Genomic DNA, 21777 nt, shown 5'->3' on the forward strand with positions numbered 1-21777 from the left:
GGGGTTAACCCCCAACCCGGTTGCCATCACGCCCACGCAAGGGCATCAACAGGGCCTCCGGCTCTACTCATAGGTGGAGGATCGTCGGGGCTCAGACCAAATTCGATCCATGCAGGCTCCAACGCAATCACCGTCGACCTATGGTTCGATCGCCAGCCTGGCCTGTTCGGCGACGAGGTTCGCAGCGTACTCGACAAAATTACGATCACGGACGACGGCGAAGGCTTCACCCTCGAAAATCTCAACTACTTCGACGAAATCTGCACCGGTCACAAGGATGATATCGGGGGAAAGGGTGTCGGCCGCTTGGCCTTTCTCAAATACGCCAATTGTGTCGAAATTCGCAGCCAGCTTAAAGGCGAACTCGTCAGTTTTCGCTATACACCGGATTTCAACCTCGACGACGTGGAGCGGTCGCAGTCGAACGGCCGACAGGAAACTTCGATCACGATCTCGGAACTGAATGAGAAAATCAACACTCAGGTCACCAAGCTCGTAAATGCAACCTGCGACGACCTCCGGCTTCTGCTATTTCTAAAGAAGCAAGCCGGACGGGTCATCTCGATCCGGTTTACCCACAACAGCAAGCAGCCTTTTGCAGAGGATTTCACCTTCTCAGGAGAGGAAATCGAGGCGCAAAAGACGCATTCGTTCGAGCTGCAAGGCGAGACCTTTGACTGCTACCTGTTTCGCGATGAGGCCCCGCGCAAGGGCATTGTCGCAATGCTGTGCGCCGACGAATTGTGCGTCGAGGAATATCAGATCAGCAAGCGGTTCGACGTCTGCCGTTATCTCATCTCGATCACTTCAAGCTATCTCAATCGAAGCTCAAACATCGAGCGACAGAAGCTCGAAATACCTAAAACCGAGGCCGACGCCGATATGGCCTCACCCATCAGTCGTGACGCACTCCTGCCCCGCATTCATTCAGAATGCTTGGCCATGATCAATGAGGTCGCGGAAGGGGACATCGAGACATTTAAACTCGCGAACATCGACAAGCTCAAAAAATACTATCCTTTCGTCCAGATAGAATCACTGAACGGCGAAGCCGCAATGCTGGACGCTGACGAGGTCGTGAGAACCTATCGTGCGCAGCAGGCTCGACGCGAAGACCAGCTGGTCGAGGCAATGGAAGAAGGCCGCAGCGTTGCTTTCGACGATGTCTCGCACCTCGCCAGCGATGACTTGGCTCGCTTCATTGTTCACCGAGCGTTGGTCATCGACTCTCTGGCGAAAATGCCGCGGGACTCCGCCGAAGATGTCCTGCACAACGCCATTCTGCGCAAGCACAGCGACGGCACCGACATCCGCGAGAACAATGTGTGGCTAGTGGATGATAAATTCCTGTCGTACAGCAACATTTACAGTGATGAGACGCTTGCGCGAATCGTTCGCGAGGTCGGCGTTGAGACCGAGTCAAAACAACAGCGTAAGCCCGATGTCGCTGCGTTCTTCTCTAAGGATGATAAGGGTCACCCGAATAAGCTCGTCATCATTGAATTTAAGAAGCCCGGCGCTGATATCTTCGAGAACAACAAAGCGTTGGTCCAGTGCCGGCTGTATGCAAGCGAACTCGTGGAGCGTATCGCCACGGTACGGGAGATTTTTGCTTTCTCCGTCGTCGAGATCGATGATGAATTCTATAAGGACATGAAGCGGACCGGCTTCAAGGATGTATTTTCGTTGAGCGAACGCGTAGTGTATGACGATTTTGTTATCGGCTCATCCGATAACGTGCCGCTTCATCTATATGTGATGCCTGCTTCGTCCCTTATCATTGATGCGAAAGCACGAAATCGCGTGTTCGAGGAAGTCCTGCGCTTCAATATGGACAGGGATATCCCATCATCCGCGGCTACCTAGCCACGTGCCCGGCTCAGGTGAGAATATGCTCTTGCAGATCGCGATCCATTCGCATCTACCGGTGGTGCCACAGAAGTCCGAAATTCCATAAGGTGCTGAGCATGGCTCTTCGAAAGCCGCCTGAAGCTTAGTCTTCCATCAGCTTGGTGTTTCCATCGCAGGCGCTGCAGCCGCGGTAGCCGGAGGCTTCCAAGTCGCCATTGTTGCCCTCTCCGCACCAGCCGCACCGTCCCAGATCTGCAGTATACTCGATACAGTTCAGGCAAACATATGATTCCTGCCAACTAATGATGGTGTGGTATCCGTCGCAGCTTGCGCAGTTGGCAGGCGTCAGTGCGTCGACGTAGTTGTCCTTGGTTATCACCTCCTCGTTCAAATGCTCGGCGAGCTCTTCCACCGAGAAAGGCGTCCCGCAGCTTTCGCAGACCGCACCGTCGTCGCCCTCGTTGACCAGGTCTTCGGAACACGTTTGGCAGGGAGTCACCATCCAGCGCCGGTAAGCATTGCAGACAGCACACCGACAGGAGAAAATCCCGTCGAGTTCCTCATCTCGTTCAGCTGCCTTGAACGTACATGAATGGCATGCAACGAGTACGCCGCCGGAGTCGGTAATCTCCTTTAGCCGTTCCGCGAGGCTTTCGAACTTGGCCTTGGCATAAAGGCGGTGCTCGGCGAATCCCTCGTCGATTGCACTTATGTCGAATACCATGTTCGCGAAGGTCGACTGCCACTGATTTTCCATCAGGTAGACCAGCGCGCGCCAGCCAAGCAACTGTTCGAGCGCGATGCTCTCTAGGGCATTTTTGTCGGTCTCCCCCTCGTGATAGAAATGCACCATCTTGTTGCGGTGCTTGCGGAGGCTGTTGAAAATCACCTTAGCATTGTCCGGTAAAGGGCTGCCGATCACGCTCTGCAGCCGGGCGCAGGCCTCGTCGAAGGTTACTGAGATGAAGTCGCCCTTAGCAAAGCTACCCCGGTCCGCGTTCTTTGAGACTACGAGCGTCCAGTGTTCGGCCATCAGCCGTGCCTTCAGTATAAGCTCGATAGCCGTATAGAACGCGATCACGGAGTGCTTTGGACGCGTGCTAAGGTCGGCGGTCGCCGATTTAAGGAAATCAGTCGCGTTGGCGATGAGGTCGTCAACCGTCGGGAAGTGAGGGTTTTTATTCAATTTCACCTTTAAACTCTTTCTCTTCTTCTATCGCCCGCCTGCGCCGTTTTATTTCACAAACGGTCAAGCAGACGGTAGAGTACTAGCCGTATGCGCGATCGACATCCGCTAGTCTTGTGGATTCTCGTCTACAGAAGCTGGCTAGACGGAGGGCCGATCTGCCGCGTTGATCACCAAAACCCACCTGTCAGCAACCGCCCCAATTCCAGTCGTTTTACACGTATCGTGACGAGCCCCGTCTCTCCCCCCCCTACCCCTCCCAATCCCCCAACCGCCGCCCGCCAAACAGCGCCACACCGGGGTGATGCTCCTTCGGCGCTTGCGCTGATCCCCCGTCGTCGGCCCCGTCGGCTTTGCTGCGCGCCGGCCGGGCCTTGGCCTTGCTCCACCCCGTCACCTGCGCCAGATCGGGCAGCACCGGCGGCGCTTCATGCGGGGAGGGCGCTGCATCGCGCGCGTTCCGGGCCGCTTCGGCCACTGCATACAGCTCACGCTCACGCTGCAGCCGCGCCTGGTACATTGCGGCCAGCCGAAACGCATGCGCATCACTCGATTCGCCCCGGCGGCGCTTGATGTGCGGCGGTTCGTCGTTCCAGCGCACTTCCTTTTGGTGGAGCGCCAACAGCAGCAGCGCCTGCTCCGCCGTCATCGGCGGGATCGGGGGCGGGTCATTATGGCGCCAGGCGTCATCGGCATGGCTGGCAGGGGCGATGCTTTCGAGCAGCGCGGTCTCCAGCCGATCATAGCCCATTTCGAGCGCGATCCGCATTTCGCGCGCAAAGGCGGGGTTGTTGCGGCGGCGGCGGTAAAAGGCGGCAACCGATGCCCCGGCGGCGGCAGCGGACAGCCGCACATTGGCCGTGGCTGACAGCGCCGCCAGAAACGCCTGTTCGCATTGCCGCGTCAGCTTGCCGGGCTGCGCGCTGCGCAGTTGCAGCTTGCCGTCGCGTCGCCGCACCACCGCCGCCTCGCCACCGCGCGTGCGGTGGCCACGATCATCGTCCGTGATCGCGGCGCGTGGGGCAACCGGCGCGGCGCGGCCGCCCTGCGTCTCGAAATCGGCTTGCGCCAGCGCGAGTGTCGCGTCCCAGACCTGCGCAAAGCCCGGATGATGCGCTCGGCGGTACTGGATCGTGCCGTATTTCACCCCGGTTTCGCGCGCGGCGAGCCGGACATTGCCGGTGCGGCGCAGCGCGCGCAGGAACGCGGTGTTTTCAAGCTGTTGCGCGCGGGTGAGCGGACGAGCCATGACGCCGCCCCATCTCTTGCGCGAAATCCTACATTGCAAAGGGGTTGGGCATGGTTTTCCCCCAACCCCGCGCAACGCCGAGCCTTAGACGGCGCTCAGGCCAAACGGAGCGAGGTCGCCCCCTACCCCGCCACCTCAGCCACGCGATCGAAATCGCTGGCGTCGTGCCGTTCGGCGAGCTGCTTGGCCGGATCGCCGAACACGCGGTTCACGCGGCTCCCGCGTTGTACGGCGGTGCGCGCGCCGATCTGGTCGGTCCAGCGGGCGAGGTTCTTATACGCGTCAATGCCCAGGAATTCGCGGGCGTTATAGGCGACGCGGATGCCCGCGCCATACCAGGGGTAAATCGCCATGTCGGCGATCGTGTAGTCATCGCCGATCATGTATTCGTGGGTGGCCAGATGGGTGTCGAGCACGTGGAGCTGACGCTTCACTTCCATTGCGTAGCGATCGATCGGATACTGCATCTTGTAGGGCGCATAGGCATAGAAATGGCCGAAGCCGCCGCCCAGGAAGGGCGTCGCGCCCATTTGCCACATCAGCCAGTTGAACGTCGCTGCGCGTTTATGCGGGTCGGTCGGCAGGAAGGCGCCGAACTTCTCCGCCAGATACACCATCATCGATCCGCTTTCGAACAGATGGATGACCGGATCGACTGAGTGATCCGCCATGGCGGGGATCTTGGAGTTCGGGTTGATCTCGACGAAACCGCTGCCGAACTGATCGCCCTCAGCGATTTTGATCAGCCAGGCGTCATAGTCCGCGCCCTTGTGCCCCGCCGCGAGCAGTTCCTCGAGCAGGATCGTCACTTTCACCCCGTTGGGCGTGCCAAGCGAATAGAGCTGGATCGGGTGTTTGCCGATGGGCAGCGCTTTTTCATGCGTCGCGCCCGAAATGGGACGATTGATGCTGGCAAATGCGCCGCCATTGCCGGGCTCCCAGGTCCAGACGGCGGGGGGGACGTAACCGGCGGGCTGATTGGCGGGGGTTTCTGGGGCGTCGGTCATGGCGGGGCTCCATAGGATGGCGTGGACGACAGAAACCGCAATATGGGTTGCCGCGCAAGCATGGCTAGTCGGTGGGATGGTTGCGCACCGACAAGCAAATCCATCATTGCGGGCTGTCCGCACATCCGCTATGGCCCGCGCCTTCCAACGCTATAGCCCAAAGCTAAAGGTGCGGAATTCGCGCGGGAGGCTGTCCTTCGGGTCGGCCGCTTGTACCGCTAAACTTGAATGGGGCGCACCGCCAAAACGGTCGCCCTTTGAAAGAGTGAGACATGGCAAAAAAGATTACCGGCTATATCAAGCTGCAGGTGCCTGCAGGCAAGGCCAACCCCTCCCCGCCAATCGGCCCTGCTTTGGGTCAGCGCGGCGTGAACATCATGGAATTCTGCAAGGCGTTCAACGCGGCGACGGGCAGCGAGGAAGTCGGCATGCCGATCCCGACCGTGATCACCGTTTATGCTGATCGCAGCTTTTCGTTCGAAACGAAGACGCCGCCGGCATCGTTCCTCATCAAGAAGGCCGCTGGCCTCAAGTCGGGTTCCAAGGAGCCGGGCAAGGTTTCTGCGGGCACGATCGCCCGGTCAAAGCTGACCGAGATCGCGCAGACCAAGATGAAGGACTTGAACGCCAACGATATCGAAGCGGCGACCCGCATCATCGAAGGCAGCGCCCGCGCAATGGGCCTCGACGTGGTGGAGGGCTGAGATCATGGCAAAGCTGACCAAGAAGGCAAAGACCCTCAGCCAAGCGGTTGACCGCGAGAAGCTGTACGGCATCAACGAAGCGATTGCGCTGGCCAAGGCCAATGCGACGTCGAAGTTCGACGAGACGATCGAAGTTGCGATGAACCTGGGCGTCGATCCCCGCCACGCTGACCAGATGGTCCGCGGCGTCGTGACGCTCCCCGCCGGCACCGGAAAAACGGTACGCGTTGGCGTGTTCGCCAAGGGTGCCAAGGCTGACGAAGCCCGTGAAGCTGGCGCAGACGTTGTTGGCGCCGAAGACCTGATGGAGCTCGTCCAGGGCGGCACGATCGATTTCGATCGCTGCATCGCGACCCCGGACATGATGGGCGTTGTCGGTCGCCTCGGTAAGGTGCTGGGTCCAAAGGGCCTAATGCCGAACCCGAAGCTGGGCACCGTGACGATGAACGTCGCCGAAGCCGTGAAGGCAGCCAAGGGCGGCCAGATCGAATACCGCGTCGAAAAGGCAGGGATCATCCATGCTGGCCTTGGCAAGGCGAGCTTCACTCAGGAAGACCTGCGCCGCAACTTCGACGCGCTGGTCGATGCAGTGGTGAAGGCCAAGCCAACGGGCGCCAAGGGAAAATATGTCCGCAAGATCGCCGTCAGCTCGACGATGGGCGCGGGCGTAAAAGTGGATACTGCTGATATTGGTGCCTGATCGTCCCAATTCAGCAAAGTAATATCAAGAGCCGGGCGAAATCCCGGCTCTTTTTTTGTGCACCGCGAATACAGGCTTGCCCCACACCCCGATTCTGATGAACTATCGCCAGCCGGGGGGGGACAAGTGGCTATTGCGGCACAACTATCTGCGATTCGTCAAAAGGCGCGGTTGATTGGCGCTGCATGGATGTCGCTGAGTTTTCGAAACCGCAATCCACGGCTGGCATTCTCGCAATGGTTTCGCAGTTTCGCGCCGTTCGCGATCATCTTGCTGCTCGACCCCTTAGGGTGTTCAGAAGTCGCAGATCGGTATTCCGAGGACATTCTGCTACGGCTCATTTCTCCGTATCACACCGGCGAATGGCATAAGGACAATTATCGTTCGACAAAGGGGCAGGAAAAAATTGCCGTTGTTCTGATCGACCGGAACTGGCTTGATCAACGCGCAGAGGATGATCGTGGCACCTGGCCAATCCCACGATCGGCGCAAATTCTCGAAATGCTTCATCCCATTCTATCCCAATCTCCGGAAGCCGTATTACTGGATTACACGTTCAACGCCCGGCAATTGTCCGAGCGGGCAAACGTCGCTGGCACAACGGACCCTGAGGGCCCGAATGAAATCCGGAAACTGATCGAGTCAGAGAGGGATGAGCACATTTTTGATCGGAACTTCGACGGGGCGAGTCCCCCAAGCGGCAAGCCAACGCGCATCTATTTCGGTAGCAAACCCGTTTTCAAGACGACCAATCGTCCGTGCAATATTCTGACAATAAGCGCAGCCGACCTGGCCAAAGCCGACGATGTCGCACCAGAGCTCCGCACCTGGGATAACAGTTCCGAACAAAAACCCGCCATTGAGATCGTCACGCTGCGCCAGTACGCGCCGGTTCACTATCCCCTGTTGCCCTATACCTTCGGCGACATGACAGCCGGCAAATGCGGTGCCGTAGAAAAGGATACCCCCGAGGATCGCCATCTCTATCTTGCGTCACCGGCGTATGCACTGTTTGCTGCGTACTGCGCGCGCGATCCGGAAAGGGACCAAAACCCGCTTTGCAAAACGATCGGTAAAGCCGAACCAGCCGCCATTGAAGCCCGGCGCACGGAAATACCGATGGCTTCAGAAATGGCATTAAGACGAGAATCACCGAACATCGGGCCAGCCTCCTACTATCGCTATCCCGGGCAGGAGGCCGTGAGGGGCAATATCGCGCTGCTCTGGCCCGCCTTTCGTTCCGAAAGGCAAATCAAAAATGACAACACCCTTGTTTCGGAAAAAGGTGCCAGCAATCGCGAAAAGCATATAAACATTTGCAACGACCATGCGTTCGGATTGATACGCCCCGCCTTCCTGTTAATGGCGCGGCTATTTACCGCAAGCTTCTTTCGGCTCCGCGAGCGTATGGGCGAGAGCGCTGAACCATGTCGCTATGGAATCGACACTTACAGCATGACAACGCTGTTGGCCCTGACAAAAGAGAAACCATTCCCCCTTACTGGTAGATATGTCTTTGTTGGCCTTGATCTGCCCACAATCCCTGACAACGCGCCAAATCCCCTTTATCGGGAAGCGCCGGGGGTCATGCTCCACGCCGTAGCCTTGGAAAATCTGATCAGCTTGAAAAATGAATATCTGACCGATTCCGGTACCTTTTATAAATTTGGCGATAGTATCTATTGGGTCCTTATATTTGGCTTCCTATTTAGCGTGATTCCGATTGTTTTACCGGTTGAATTTTGGGCCCGCTCGCTTCTCACTTGGCCACGCGAACGTTTGCTCGGCAATGCCTTCCTGATGTTGGCGACAGTCGCGGTCATGACTTTTCCACTGGTCATTGGCTGGTGCCTGACAACGGGATTACGGTGGGCTCCCCTGAATTGGGTTTCGATGCTGCTGGCAATCGGCTGGGCACCAGAAACAGCCTATCAGGTGCTCGATTCCGAAAGTGATCCATATCAGGACCTAAAGTCAGATGGCGGCAAATCGCTAAGTCTTAACTGGCTTTATCAGTTCGGATTGCCAATTTCCGCAGTTCTGTGTTTCTGTGTGATTGTGATCACTGTTTTTTTTGGTTAACATACAAACGAATCATAAAACGTCACCAATTCATCGATTAAGTCGCGAATGGGGCAGTCATGTATCGTAAAATACCGAAACTGATCGTAATGATGGGTGCCGTGAGCTTTGCTGCGGTTGCTGCTGCCACAGAGCGCACCTTGATTGTCAGGGTGGGCGATGTCTTTCACCGTATCCAAGCCCAGGACAATATAATCGGGTTGGTTGGTCGGCAGGAGCAGACATCGCTGATCTGCGTTCGTGTTGGGTCCAAACTCTATTGGGCAAAGCCCGAATTCTGGATGACCGCCATAAAGACGGCGGATATGTCACCTCACCAGCCGAATGGCACAATCAATGGCGGCGGCAACGGTATCGGCAGTGTCCGGGAATTGCCGGTGGTTTCCGATGAAAAATGTCAATGATTGTTCGGTCAAAGCCCATCAATCTGTTGATGTGTCTTGTCCTGATTGAAGCTTGCTTAGCCGGTTCTTTCAGTGCGGCGGAAAGTGCAACGCGCAAGTCGCGTAAATCCGTCGCCATCGCCCTTAAGACACCCGCAGCGCCATCGATACCGCCGATATTGCCCGACCTGCCTCTGCCGCCAACAGCCGAGTTTCAGCCCACGCCCGTTGATGGTAAGACGATCGAACTTGCCGCTTTGATCAAATCACACAAGTCCCATGATTATGTGCCCGAACAGATGAAGGTCCTGTCACGGTACGACATCCCGGCCAACAAGCGGGAAGCCTATGCCAACGACAAGGATTTCAGCGGCATGGATGCTCCGCGAATGGAGCGGTACATGACGAAAGTCGCAAACCGGCTGCTTGACTGTTGGAAGGGCAATCGCCCGCCGATCCTGATCATGGTGACAAGTGACAGTGATTCAAGTGCCTTTGCTTTTGATTCAGGCGTGATCCGTCTTTCAGCGGGCTTTCTGGACTCGATCCAGAACACCGACGAGCTCGCTTTCGCACTTGCGCATGAGATTGCGCATATTCTGGCCGAGCATGAGGCGCGGCGAAATGCCTTTTCGACGACAATTGAAAAGGCCGTCGGGATAATGACCTCTGCGGCAATCATTGGCAAAGAATTGAAGTTTTCGAATACAGCCAACGGCATGGACGTTGGGTTCAGAAGCGAATTCGGGAGCACCGATATCTTGCTTTCGGGATATTCGGCACGGTCACTCGCGGCGGATGTTTTGATACCGTTCCGGAAAACGAAGCAGGAATATCAGGCAGATCGACTGGCCTATGATCTAGTTATCTGTGCAAAATTCGACGAATCGGCCGCCCCGAATACGCTGACCCAATTAGGCGACGCAGAAATTCCCGATCTTCGCGGGATGATTCTGGCGGCCAAGCTTGGTTCTGATTTCGTTGCGAACCAAATCGTGAAGCCAAAGGATGATGATGATATTGGCTCACAATTGCTTCAATTGGGGGCGAAAGTGGGATTGCAGTCGCTTTTCGGTGCCGGCGTCGACGCGATGGCAAAAAAGATAAAGCGCGACATGGGTGGCGCCAAGCGAGGGGCGAAGCTAGCTGAATATGTGACCAAAGCTTACAAAAAGTCTGACACCATTTCGGATCCTAAGCCCGACAAAAGTTATCATCAACTCAAGCAGGATCCCTATTGGCAATCCATGATGTCGATAGTGAAGGTCGTCAGCCCGATTCACAATCGACTAAAAAGCGCTTCCCTCGAAAAAAGCCCGGGCAATCCGGTTACAATAACTCCAGTGGATTTTGCGCAATGGTCAACGTTGCCTACCGATCCTCGCATTCCGCTCAGCTATATGATTGTCGGCACCGCCAATATGGCCAACGGCCAAAATCTGGCTGCAGCGCGCGCCTTGGAAGCAGGCAGCCGATCTCATTGGGGATTTCGCCATCTGCTAATCGATAGCGGACGCATCCATTATGCGAATAATGATATGGTCGGCTTGACAAAGGCGATTGAAAGAGGGCGAGAACGGCTGGGCAACATCCCCGAAATTCTGCCACTCGACCTTCGCCTTGCCAATCTGAAGCAGCAACCAATCGAAGTTGAAAAAATCGCAGCTCAATGCCTGATCAAAGGCGGCGATGAACTGTACAAAAGTTGCGTCGAGCCGCTGAATTATGATCCCGCCTGCGCGCCCAAGACGCCAGAGGGGAAAAAAGAACTGGAGTCGGCCACATCCGGGCGTCAAATGGGCAATCTTTTCAATCTGCCCGGTATGATTGATGCCCGGGCATCGACGGAAACCGACAGCAAGCCATTGCTTAGCTGTCTGAAGCCGGCGATGAAAATGGCGCCGAAAAAGGGCTGATCCCCGGCCCTTTTTCTTTGAGCGATGCATCCCGGTCTGCGCGTAAGACAGACCTCAGGCGTGAACGATTGATACCCGAGTGCCCGGGTTCAAATCGGCCGTTTCCACCTTGGCGCGCAGCTGATTGGCCAGGGCTTCGATGATGCTGGTGCCCAGCCCCGGCTTTGGCGCGTTTTCTCCGGTGGGCACGCCGACGCCGTCATCGCCCACCGACAACACCCAGCTATCCCCGGTCGTTTCAAAGCTGACGTTGATGATGCCGCGTCGATGGCTGGGGAAGGCGTGCTTCAGCGCATTGATGACCAGTTCGGTCACGATCAAGCCCAGGCTGACCGATACATCGGCGGTTGCCGTGCTGTCGTCGACCGTGACGACAATCGATATCTGATCATGATCACGGATCATCGACGCGCCCAGGCTGTCGCAGAGATCGCGCATATAATTGGCAATGTTGACATCGCCCAATGTCGTCACGGCAAGCTGTCGCTGGACCGCAGCCACCGACATCACGCGCTGATGCGCATCGCGCAGATGAACCCGCGTTTCTTCGGATTGCACCCGGCGCGCGCTCAACAACAAAACGCTGGCGACGATTTGCAAGCTGTTGGCGACGCGGTGCTGCAATTCCTGCAACAGCACGGCCTTTTCCCGGACCAGATCGTCCTTTGCCTTCAACGCCAGCCGGATCGCGGTAACATCGGCGATCGACAGCGTCAGGTGGACGCTATCGTCACCGCCATAATCGAGCCGACGCGCGGTGAGCACCAGTTTTCGGGTCTCGGCATCGGGCTTCGCCAATTCCATTTCATAGCCGTCGATCGCGGCAGTGCCGGATGCGGTTGCCCGGAGCAGCGCCCGCAACTGCGGCAAAGCCCATTCCCCGGCACCGATTTTGGCCAGATCGCAGCCTGACACCGTGGCAGGATCGACGTCATAAATGGCACAAAAAGATCTGCTGGCGGCCACGACCACCAGATTACCGTCAAGCAACAGCAAGGGCACATCGGATGACGCAATCAGTGCCGCCGCCAGACCATCCGCCACTTCGGGTCGACTAGGATCATTCTTGAACAATACAGCCCCTTTCAAGGGGCCGGAGGCTCGCGGTTTGAAAGCCATCCCCGGTACCGCGAGTTCGGTAGACGCTTCAAACGCACGATCGTCGAATTAGTCGCTTATCGCATGATTAAACCGGTTTGCCTATTTTGCTTAGCGGTTTGGGGCTTGCACCCATGCGAAGATAACCCAATCAGCGCGTCGCTTACGCCGCGACCACGGATCGCGCCGGTTGCTTATCACTGGCCAGCCCGACCAGCCCTGCACTCAGCGCCCACAGCCGCTGCGATCGGCTGGCGTCGGTTGCCTTGCTCGACAGGCTCTGGGCAAAGGCCTCTCGCCCCTCTTGCTGGCGATTGCCCCAGCTCCAGTGGACGCCCGATTGGGTAAAGCCGGGATCGGCCACCACTTGAGCGACGCGATCGCCCGATAGCGGCTGCGAGACATAACCCTTGGTGATATTTTTCTGAAACCAGGGGAAAATCTTCTGGAACAGCTTGGGCGCGTTCCGAAATAGCGGGGTATCGGCAACGCAGCCAGGATACAGCGTGCTGAAGATGATGCCGGTCTGCGCGTGATAGCGCGCGTGCAGCTCCCGGCTCATCATCATCGTGCATAACTTGCTGTCTTTATACGCCTTGCCACCTTTGAACGGCTTGCCGTCGATCATCGCGATCGGTGCCTTGAACCCGGCGGCCAGCCCTTCGAAATCGCCGAGATCGGCAGGCGCCGGAATCGGGATACGGCCGCCAAACTCCTCTGAATTGGCAGTGACTGTCCCCAAGGTCACCAGCCGCGGCGCGGGCGCGCGCTGCAAATCGTCAAGCATCAGATTGGCGAGCAGGAAATGGCCGAGATAATTGGTCGCGACGTTCAGCTCATAGCCTTCAGGCGACCGGGCCGGTTCCTTGAGCAGCGGCAAATAGGTCGCCGCATTGCAGACCAGGGCATCGAGCGGCCGGTCGCTGGCGCGGAACGCCGCCGCAAAGGCGCGGACTGATGCTTGGGAGGCAAGATCGAGATGCGCAATTTCGTATCGATCCGTGCGCAGGCCGAGCCCGGTGGCTGCCGCTGCTGCCTTGTCGAGATCGCGGCACGCCATGATGACGTGCCAGCCGCGTCCAATCAGCGCGGCGGTTGCGTATAAGCCAACGCCGGACGATGCCCCGGTGATGATCGCCAGAGGCAATTTCGCTGTCGTCATGCGCCGATCTTCCCCCGTAATTCCACGGGCTGCAATTTGCGGTGGGACGCGGCGCAAAGCAAGGCTCGGTCGATCGCGGGGCCTAGAGGAGCCGCGCCCCAACGGCTGCGCGCAAGACCGGCAGGACTTCAGCTGCAAACCAGGGGTTTTTCTGCATCCAGCCGGTGCTGCGCCACGATGGATGGGGCAGCGGGAAGATCGCCTCGCCATGGCTGGCAAAGGCACGCACCGCCGCCGTCATGCTTTGCTTGCCGCGCGCGGTGAGATAGCGCGATTGCGCATATTGACCGACCAGCAGGGTCAACCGATCAGCCGGGAGCAGCGCGAGCACGCGATCATGCCATAACGGCGCGCATTCCGGGCGCGGCGGCAAATCGCCTGAGCTGCCCGTGCCCGGATAGCAAAACCCCATCGGCACCAGCGCGACGATGGCCGGATCGTAGAAATGCACAGGCGACAGGCCTGTCCAATCGCGGAGCCGTTCGCCACTCGCATCGTCCCAAGGCACCCCGCTTTCATGGACGCGCGTTCCCGGGGCCTGGCCGATGATCACGATCCGGGACGAAGCGCTGAACTGCACAATCGGTCGCGGCCCGGCGGCCAGCACATCGGCACAGAAGCGGCAGTCGCGGATTTCAGCGATGAGACTGGCGGCGTTTTCGGGCATCGATCTTGATCCTGTTTCCCGGCCTGCACCTGAGTTGTCACCAATTAGGCCATCGTTTCGATAGCCAAGGTGCTTAACGGCATCGGCAACGCACGCCTATAGTCACAGGCTTGCAGATGGCCTGCCCATCGCCGAGGCCGCGCTGATTGACTTTCACGCCGGGGACGCTATGCGCACGCAATCACCCGGCCAGCGTTTGCGCCAGCCGGGTTGCCGTCCGAGACAGTAGGTGGCCGGAATCCTCCGTCCTTAATTTCCTGCCGAGACGGGGAATGGAATTTTTTCCGCTCACGCAGCCATTGTGCCCGTGACGGTTTGCTGGCGTTTCGGCGATCAGTTTCCCATGCCCCATCGAACGGACACCCTGGCGTAAGGGATAGTCCCTTGCGTCCGGTTTGAACCGGGCGGGTCGCGCATGCGGCCAGTCCCAAAACGTGGAGAATGGCATGGATCGTGCTGAAAAGTCCGAACTCGTTGCCGAGCTAAACCGTAACTTTGCCGAAGTTGGCGTGGTGGTTGTCACCCGCAATCTGGGCATGACCGTCGCACAGTCCTCTGTGCTGCGCTCGAAGATGCGTGAAGCTGGTGCGAGCTACAAGGTCTCGAAGAACAAGCTTGCCAAGATCGCGCTCGATGGCACCGACTATCTCTCGCTGGGCGATATGCTCACCGGGCCAGTCGGCCTTGCCACCTCGATTGATCCCGTCGCAGCCGCGAAAGTGGCCGTGGAATTCGCGAAGACGAACGACAAGTTCGAAATCGTGGGTGGGGCAATGGGCACGACCGTCCTTGACGTTGATGGTGTGAAGGCACTCGCCACGATGCCCTCGCTGGATGAACTGCGTGCCAAGATCCTCGGTCTGCTTGTTGCCCCGGCAACTAAGCTGGCGACGATCACGCAGGCCCCGGCAGCGCAGCTTGCGCGCGTTCTTTCTGCCTATGCGGAGAAGGAAGCAGCCTGAATTCGGGCTCTTATTTTTTGACCTGACAACGATGGGGCCCTGCCGAATTTCGGCACCCCGAACTGGAGACTACACATGGCAGACCTGAACGCGCTCGTAGAGAGCCTGAGCGAACTGACCGTCCTCGAAGCCGCTGAGCTGTCGAAGATGCTTGAAGAAAAGTGGGGCGTTTCCGCCGCAGCAGCCGTTGCGGTTGCAGCGCCTGGCGCCGGCGGCGGTGCAGCCGCACCGGCAGCTGAAGAGCAGACCGAATTTGACGTGATCCTGACCGGCGACGGTGGCAAGAAGATCAACGTCATTAAGGAAGTCCGCGCGATCACCGGCCTGGGCCTGACCGAAGCCAAGACGCTGGTTGAATCAGCACCGAAGGCCGTCAAGGAAGGCGTTTCGAAGGACGAGGCCGAGAAGGTCAAGAAGCAGCTTGAAGAAGCTGGCGCGACCGTCGAACTCAAGTAAGCCGCAGCGGGGGCACGCGCAGCGCAAGCTGCGCGCACCTCCCGCAAGGCCGGCCGGTGCGGGCATCGCCCGCCTCCGACGGCATGGGCTTCTGCCCATGCTGGGCCAAGCAAAGAAATCGGGGCGGTCCAGCAATGGGCCGCCCCTTTTTCATTCGCGCCGTTATCGCTTTGCCGCCATCGCGCCCGACTGATCGACCGGGACCACCGGCAGCCACACCGCGCTGGGCATCGCCCCGCCGCGTTCCAGGGTGATTGTCGCCTTTTGATAATCCGCCTTTTTGGCGAGGAAGATATTGGGGACATATTTCTGCGGGTTGCGATCATAAAGCGGGAACAGCGACGACTGCACCTGCACCATGATCCGGTGGCCCGGCTGGAAGACATGATTGACCGTCGGCAGGCGGAATTTGTAGCGCTGGACCTTGCCCGCCGGGATTGCGCTCGGCTTGGCGAAACTGTCGCGATAGCGGCCCCGGAAAATATCGAGCGAGATGGCAAGCTGGTAGCCGCCCATTTTCGCGTTGCCCGGTACTTCGTCTGGGTAGACGTCGATCACCTTCACCACGAAATCGCCGTCAGTGCCCGTCGTCTTGGCAACGATATCGGCGATTGGTGCGCCGGAGACTCGTACCGCCTTGGTCAGCACCGGCGTCTGATAGGTCATCACATCGGGTCGGCCATCGGCGCTGCGCTGGTCCTGGACGAGCCAATCGGGCCAGCGGCCATCGTCGAAATTCACCGGGCGGGGCAGATGCGGCACGGGCTTATCGGGATCGGAGACATAGCTGTCTTCGCCCAATGCCGCCTTGTCGAAGCCAAGCCCACCCGACGCCTGCAGATAAATCGGCGTCAGCGGTGCCGCGCAGCCGCTTTCACAGGCGAGCGGCCAGGTGGCGAAATGATCCCAGTGATTCTCCCCCGTATTGTAGATAGCGGCGGCCGGCAGCGACACCGCCGGACCATCCTTCAGATATTGGTTGAACAGCGGCAGCACCATCTCTTCGCGAAATTGCGCGGCGGTGTCGCCATTCCATTTGAAGGGGCCAAGCTCCCTGCCCTCGCGGTTGATCTGGCTGTGCCGCCAGGGGCCCATGACGAGGAAGTTATTGCCGATCTTGCCCTTGGCCTTCAGCGCTTCCCAGGCAGTGATCGCGCCATAGATATCCTCCTGGTCCCACAGACCCTGTTCCCAAATTGTCGGGATGTTCGACGGATTGGCCGCGAGCAACTTGTCGAGCGCTTGCCCCTGCCAGAAGTCGTCATAGGCCGGGTGCGCGACCATTTTCTGCCAGGCCGGCAACTGATCAAAGCCCGACGCAACCGCCCATTCCGCTGCCCCGCCGAGCCGACGAAACTCTTCATAATTATCGTAAATGCCGGTGGCCGGGTCCTGCCCCTTGCCCTTGTAGCCGGTCTGCGAGGCGATCCAGCCGATATTGGCGAGGCGGAAGGCACCGTAATGGAACCAGTCATCGCCCATCCAGCCATCGATCATCGGGCTTTCGGGGGCGGCAACCTTTAGCGCGGGATGCGGCGCGAGCAGCGCCATGACGACGGTGAAGCCTTCATAGGACGAACCGATCATGCCGACCTTGCCATTGGATTCGGGCAGATTGGTCTTGTTCACCAGCCAATCGATCGTGTCATAGCCATCGGTAACGTGATCGACCTTGGTGGGGTTGAGCGCGCCGATCACGGGCCGGGTGACGATGTAATCGCCTTCCGATTTATATTTGCCGCGCACGTCCTGATAGACGCGAATATAGCCGTTGTTGACGAACGGTTCGTCCGACAGCGGCAGCGTAGAGAGCAGGTTCGGGCTATCCATCCGGCCTGCCCGCGCGGTGGCGTTGTAGGGGGTGCGCGTCAGCACGATCGGCGCGTTGCTGACGCCCTTGGGGATCAGGATAACGGTGAATAGCTTCGTGCCATCGCGCATCGGCACCATGGCTTCGCGCCGGACATAATCATTGGCGGTGATGGGGGGCGTGAAATTGGCCGGCACATCATTGGCGATAAAGGCGGGCGGTGCAGCCTGTTGTGCGGCGGCAGGCGCGACGACAAGCGCCGCCATCATGGCCAACCCAACAAATTTACGATCCATGACTGTCTCCACCATCAACGATAGACGGCATTAGTGTCACCCCAGGCTGAAGGCACAAGCGCTTTCGTTACTGACGAATGCCCATATCGTGCAGCCGATACGCAATGCGATCCGCCATGCGCGGCCCCTGATCCATCCAAAAGGGCTGCATCTTGTTCTGCCCGTCGCGGTCGATCCCCAGGATATAGGCGTTGGCGGTGCTGCCGCTGGGCCCGCGGTTTTCCGCCCAGCCATAAACGACGCGGACCGCCATGATCGGCACGAACATCGGCCGACCCTGCATCTCTACCTGGCTGATCTTGTCGAGCGGGAGCGTGCCAAAGCCGTTGACTGAAATCAGTTCGCCCGGGGCGAGCTCAAATGGTGCAATGACCGGATTGTCGACCGGCTGGCCGAATGCTGCCGCCAGATGCGCGTTTTGTTGGGGATTGGCGGTCAAGAGTTGCACCAGCACGCGAACATCGGTCGCTGGCCGGGAGCCGATATTGCGCACCGCCAATTCGAATTCGACCGCTGCGCCCGTCAGATTCTGTCCGGCACGGCGGGGCACGAAATCAACCTCCAGCCAAGGCCGGATCACCGGCGCGGTGACACGCGGCTTTGGCGGCTCCATGGGCGGCGGCGGTGGCAGGGGGGCAAGGGTCGGCGGCGCGGTTGGCTGAGGTGGTTGCGGCGCAGGCGTTGCGGCGGGCCGCGTGAGGGGACGATCAGTCCCCTGCTTCTGGCGGCGGCGAGCATTCAGCAGCAACACGGCGAGCACCGCAAACCCGCCCCCGACCAGAACGAGACCCGCGATCCAGGCCCATGATCGTGGATCGCTCGCCGACACGGAAGCGGGGTTGGGCCGATTGCTCAACGGGGTGCGCGCCGTCACGGGGACAGGCGCGCTCGACGGCATGGGCAGTGGACGGTCGAGCCCGATTGATGGCCGCGCCGGTTCAGGTGACGCCGATGGCGACGCTGGAGCGGTTGGCAGCGGCGTTGGAGACGACCGCATGGTTGGGTCGGGCGAAGGTTGCGCTTTAGCCAGCGGTGTTGCCGACGGCGCTCCCCTGCCCACCGTTGGCGATGCAGCCGCGCGCCGCTGCGGTTCGCGAACCGCAATGCCGGTGACCAGCTCGCTGAGATCGGCCTCTGGCGTCACTTCTGGCGGGAGGAGCGCAGGGCGGGCAACACGGCCGGGTGTCGATATCGGCGGATTGGGTGCGGCAGAAGGGCCAGCAGCGGGCGCATTTTGAGCCCAGGCTATGCCCGAGGCAGCGACCGTGCAGATCGCGACGACCGGAATCCCGGCTAGAATCCTGGCACTGGTCCCGGCAAGAGATTTGGCTGGGCACCGCCGCCAAGGGATCGATCGTCGCTTGTTCACGCACCCGGCATAGCGATTTTTTGGGGAAGATCAGCCCGGCTTTTCGCCTTCCTGGGCTAATTTGGCACGGCTGGCGGTGGCATGCAGAATCGATAACGCAGATGATGGGAAAGCATGTTTGACTTCCAACCGAGCCAACCCTATATGGCGCGTTCCACCACAGTCTTCGGGAAATGAGGCGCCGTCGCGCAGTGCCTCGATCGTATGGGAGGCTGTGGTATCAGAGACGCTACGAGCTGCGGTTCCCGCGATAGGGAGCACGCGGCTTTTTGTGTCTCTGGCGTGCCCGATAATGACAGACGATTGAGGCAAAAAACTCCATGGCATCGAAAATGATCGAGGGCGGCACCGCAAAGCGCCGCATCCGCAAGGTGTTCGGCAATATCCACGAAGTGGTCCAGATGCCGAACCTGATCGAGGTTCAGCGCGAATCCTACGAACAGTTCCTCCGCAGCGACCCCTCGATCGGCTATGTGTCGGGCCTGGAGAAAACCCTGCGCTCGGTTTTCCCGATCCGCGATTTCGCCGGCACTGCCGAGCTTGATTTCGTCAATTACGAGCTGGAACCGCCCAAGTTCGACACCGAAGAATGCCGCCAGCGCGGGATCACTTATGCAGCGCCAATGCGCGTTACGCTGCGCCTGATCGTGTTCGAGGTCGATGCCGATACCGAAGCCCGCTCCGTGCTCGATATCAAGGAGCAGGACGTTTACATGGGCGACATGCCCCTGATGACGGGCAACGGCACCTTCATCATCAACGGCACCGAACGCGTGATCGTCAGCCAGATGCACCGAAGCCCAGGCGTGCTGTTCGATCATGACCGCGGCAAGACGCATGCGAGCGGCAAGTATCTGTTCGCCGCGCGCGTCATCCCCTATCGTGGATCGTGGCTCGATTTCGAGTTTGACGCCAAGGACATCGTCAACGTCCGTATCGATCGCAAGCGCAAGCTGCCGGTGACGGCGTTGCTCTATGCGCTCGGCCTGACGTCAGAAGAAATCCTCAACTATTTCTACAACCGCGTGACCTTTGTTCGCGGCCAGGGCGGGTGGATCATCCCCTTCCAGGCAGAGAATTGGCGCGGCCAAAAGCCGATGTACGACATCATCGACGCCAAGACCGGCGAGATCGTGTTCGCCAACGGCCAGAAGATTTCGCCGCGCGCCGCCAACAAGGCAGCCAAGGACGGGCTGAGCGACCTGCTGATCCCGACCGAGGAAATCTTCGGTCGTTATTCGGCCTATGACCTGATCAACGAGCAAACCGGCCAGATCTATATCGAAGCGGGCGACGAAGTGTCGGCCGAGAATCTCGAACTGCTCGACAAGGCTGGCATCGACCGCATCGAGCTGCTCGACATCGATCACGTCGCAACGGGCCCGTGGATCCGCAACACGCTGAAGGCCGACAAGGCCGAAGAGCGCGAGCAGGCACTCAGCGACATTTATCGCGTGATGCGCCCTGGCGAACCGCCAACGCTCGAGACGGCAGAGTCGCTGTTCAGCGGGCTGTTCTTCGATCCCGATCGCTATGATCTGTCGGCGGTTGGTCGCGTGAAGCTCAACATGCGCCTCGACCTCGATGTCGAGGACACGGTGACGACGCTGCGCACCGAGGATATTCTCGAAGTCGTCAAGACGCTCGTCAACCTGAAGGACGGCAAGGGCGAGATCGACGATATCGACAATCTCGGTAACCGTCGTGTCCGTTCGGTCGGCGAGCTGCTCGAAAACCAGTACCGCGTCGGTCTGCTCCGCATGGAGCGCGCCGTGAAGGAGCGGATGTCGTCGGTCGATGTCTCGACCGTGATGCCCAACGACCTGATCAACGCCAAGCCGGCGGTTGCCGCCGTGCGTGAATTCTTCGGCTCGTCGCAGCTGTCGCAGTTCATGGATCAGACCAATCCGCTGTCGGAAGTCACCCACAAGCGCCGCGTGTCGGCGCTTGGACCGGGCGGCCTGACGCGCGAGCGTGCGGGCTTCGAAGTCCGCGACGTTCACCCGACGCATTATGGCCGCATCTGCCCGATTGAAACGCCGGAAGGCCCGAACATCGGCCTGATCAACTCGCTCGCGTCGTTCAGCCGCGTCAACAAGTACGGCTTTATCGAAACGCCGTACCGCAAGATCGTTGACCACAAGGTGACCGACGACGTGGTCTATCTGTCGGCAATGGAGGAGGCCAAGCACACGATTGCGCAGGCCAACGCCGATCTCGACAGCGAAGGCCGCTTCCAGGAAGAACTCGTCTCGTCGCGTCAGGCGGGCGAATTCCTGATGGCAATCCCCGACAACATCACGCTGATGGACGTTAGCCCCAAGCAGCTCGTTTCGGTCGCGGCATCGCTCATTCCGTTCCTGGAAAATGATGACGCCAACCGCGCGCTGATGGGCTCGAACATGCAGCGCCAGGCGGTTCCGCTCGTTCAGGCCGAGGCGCCGTTCGTCGGCACTGGCATGGAAGAGACGGTTGCGCGTGACTCGGGCGCCGCGATTGGCGCCAAGCGTTCGGGCATTGTCGATCAGGTCGATGCGACGCGTATCGTGATCCGCGCAACCGGCGAAGTCGAGGCCGGCCAGTCGGGCGTTGACATCTACACGCTGATGAAGTTCCAGCGTTCCAACCAGAACACCTGCATCAACCAGCGTCCGCTGGTGAAGGTGGGCGATGTGATCAAGGCCGGCGACATCATCGCCGATGGTCCGTCGACCGAGTTTGGTGAGCTCGCACTGGGCCGTAACAGCCTGGTCGCGTTCATGCCGTGGAATGGCTATAACTATGAGGATTCGATCCTCATCAGCGAGCGCATCGTCAAGGACGACGTCTTCACCTCGATCCATATCGAGGAATTCGAAGTCATGGCGCGCGACACCAAG

Annotated in this window: 18 protein-coding genes; 10 read left to right on the top strand and 8 right to left on the bottom strand. The window is 59.2% G+C overall.

The genetic code is table 11. The features are described 5' to 3' along the window. A partial coding sequence (locus B7Y43_RS18770; protein WP_374133206.1) for an ATP-binding protein occupies positions 1 to 1866 on the top strand: 1866 nt, incomplete at its 5' end. A 127-nt stretch (positions 1867 to 1993) separates the two neighbouring features. Here the strand turns inward: B7Y43_RS18770 and B7Y43_RS18775 are convergent. From B7Y43_RS18775 to yghU, 3 genes are all read right to left on the bottom strand, one after another. After that, positions 1994 to 3043 (bottom strand): hypothetical protein, encoded by a 1050-nt coding sequence (locus B7Y43_RS18775; protein ID WP_374133207.1) that lies wholly within the window; start codon positions 3041 to 3043, stop codon positions 1994 to 1996. Positions 3044 to 3287: 244 nt separating this feature from the next. After that, positions 3288 to 4286 (bottom strand): hypothetical protein, encoded by a 999-nt coding sequence (locus B7Y43_RS18780; RefSeq protein ID WP_374133208.1) that lies wholly within the window; start codon positions 4284 to 4286, stop codon positions 3288 to 3290. A 122-nt stretch (positions 4287 to 4408) separates the two neighbouring features. After that, the gene (gene yghU, locus B7Y43_RS18785) at positions 4409 to 5293 is read right to left on the bottom strand and encodes a thiol:disulfide oxidoreductase (RefSeq protein ID WP_374133209.1); all 885 of its coding nucleotides are present in this window, start codon (positions 5291 to 5293) and stop codon (positions 4409 to 4411) included. Positions 5294 to 5565: 272 nt separating this feature from the next. Between yghU and rplK the strand changes: the two genes are divergently transcribed. From rplK to B7Y43_RS18810, 5 genes are all read left to right on the top strand, one after another. Next, on the top strand, positions 5566 to 5997 hold the full coding sequence (gene rplK, locus B7Y43_RS18790) for a 50S ribosomal protein L11 (protein ID WP_374133210.1): 432 nt from the start codon (positions 5566 to 5568) through the stop codon (positions 5995 to 5997). A 4-nt stretch (positions 5998 to 6001) separates the two neighbouring features. Next, positions 6002 to 6697: a 50S ribosomal protein L1 gene (gene rplA / locus B7Y43_RS18795; RefSeq protein ID WP_374133211.1), complete on the top strand. Its 696-nt coding sequence runs from the start codon at positions 6002 to 6004 to the stop codon at positions 6695 to 6697. Positions 6698 to 6823: 126 nt separating this feature from the next. After that, on the top strand, positions 6824 to 8779 hold the full coding sequence (locus B7Y43_RS18800) for a CHASE2 domain-containing protein (protein ID WP_374133212.1): 1956 nt from the start codon (positions 6824 to 6826) through the stop codon (positions 8777 to 8779). 59 nt (positions 8780 to 8838) lie between these two features. After that, complete coding sequence (locus B7Y43_RS18805; protein WP_374133213.1) at positions 8839 to 9183, top strand: hypothetical protein; 345 nt, start codon at positions 8839 to 8841, stop codon at positions 9181 to 9183. Further along, positions 9180 to 11078: a M48 family metalloprotease gene (locus tag B7Y43_RS18810; RefSeq protein WP_374133214.1), complete on the top strand. Its 1899-nt coding sequence runs from the start codon at positions 9180 to 9182 to the stop codon at positions 11076 to 11078. Before B7Y43_RS18805 ends, B7Y43_RS18810 begins: the two co-directional genes overlap by 4 nt. A gap of 54 nt (positions 11079 to 11132) precedes the next feature. Here B7Y43_RS18810 and B7Y43_RS18815 read toward each other — a convergent pair whose 3' ends face one another. The 3 genes from B7Y43_RS18815 to B7Y43_RS18825 form a co-directional block, all read right to left on the bottom strand. Next, entirely contained in the window at positions 11133 to 12152 is a 1020-nt protein-coding gene (locus B7Y43_RS18815) for a sensor histidine kinase (protein WP_374133215.1), read from the bottom strand. A gap of 187 nt (positions 12153 to 12339) precedes the next feature. Next, the gene (locus tag B7Y43_RS18820; protein ID WP_374133216.1) at positions 12340 to 13338 is read right to left on the bottom strand and encodes a protochlorophyllide reductase; all 999 of its coding nucleotides are present in this window, start codon (positions 13336 to 13338) and stop codon (positions 12340 to 12342) included. Positions 13339 to 13420: 82 nt separating this feature from the next. After that, on the bottom strand, positions 13421 to 14005 hold the full coding sequence (locus tag B7Y43_RS18825) for a uracil-DNA glycosylase family protein (RefSeq protein WP_374133217.1): 585 nt from the start codon (positions 14003 to 14005) through the stop codon (positions 13421 to 13423). A gap of 446 nt (positions 14006 to 14451) precedes the next feature. Between B7Y43_RS18825 and rplJ the strand changes: the two genes are divergently transcribed. Next, on the top strand, positions 14452 to 14967 hold the full coding sequence (gene rplJ / locus B7Y43_RS18830) for a 50S ribosomal protein L10 (protein WP_374133218.1): 516 nt from the start codon (positions 14452 to 14454) through the stop codon (positions 14965 to 14967). A 75-nt stretch (positions 14968 to 15042) separates the two neighbouring features. After that, positions 15043 to 15423, top strand: coding sequence for a 50S ribosomal protein L7/L12 (rplL, locus tag B7Y43_RS18835; RefSeq protein WP_374133219.1), 381 nt, complete (start codon positions 15043 to 15045; stop codon positions 15421 to 15423). A 162-nt stretch (positions 15424 to 15585) separates the two neighbouring features. Here the strand turns inward: rplL and B7Y43_RS18840 are convergent, their stop codons facing one another. Continuing rightward, positions 15586 to 17529: a CocE/NonD family hydrolase gene (locus B7Y43_RS18840; RefSeq protein WP_374133220.1), complete on the bottom strand. Its 1944-nt coding sequence runs from the start codon at positions 17527 to 17529 to the stop codon at positions 15586 to 15588. Positions 17530 to 17596: 67 nt separating this feature from the next. Continuing rightward, a complete protein-coding gene (locus B7Y43_RS18845; protein ID WP_374133221.1) occupies positions 17597 to 18385 on the bottom strand; it encodes a hypothetical protein in 789 nt (262 codons plus the stop codon). On the opposite strand from B7Y43_RS18845, the gene B7Y43_RS18850 reads away from it, so the two are divergent. After that, positions 18369 to 18767 carry a hypothetical protein gene (locus tag B7Y43_RS18850; protein ID WP_374133222.1) on the top strand — a complete coding sequence of 133 codons (399 nt, stop codon included), beginning with the start codon at positions 18369 to 18371 and terminating at the stop codon, positions 18765 to 18767. The two genes, B7Y43_RS18845 and B7Y43_RS18850, sit on opposite strands and share 17 nt — an antisense overlap. Positions 18768 to 19218: 451 nt before the next feature. Beyond that, positions 19219 to 21777 (top strand): DNA-directed RNA polymerase subunit beta (rpoB, locus tag B7Y43_RS18855; RefSeq protein ID WP_374133223.1); only part of this gene is annotated, 2559 nt, incomplete at its 3' end.

The organism is Sphingomonas sp. 28-62-20, from assembly GCF_002281505.1.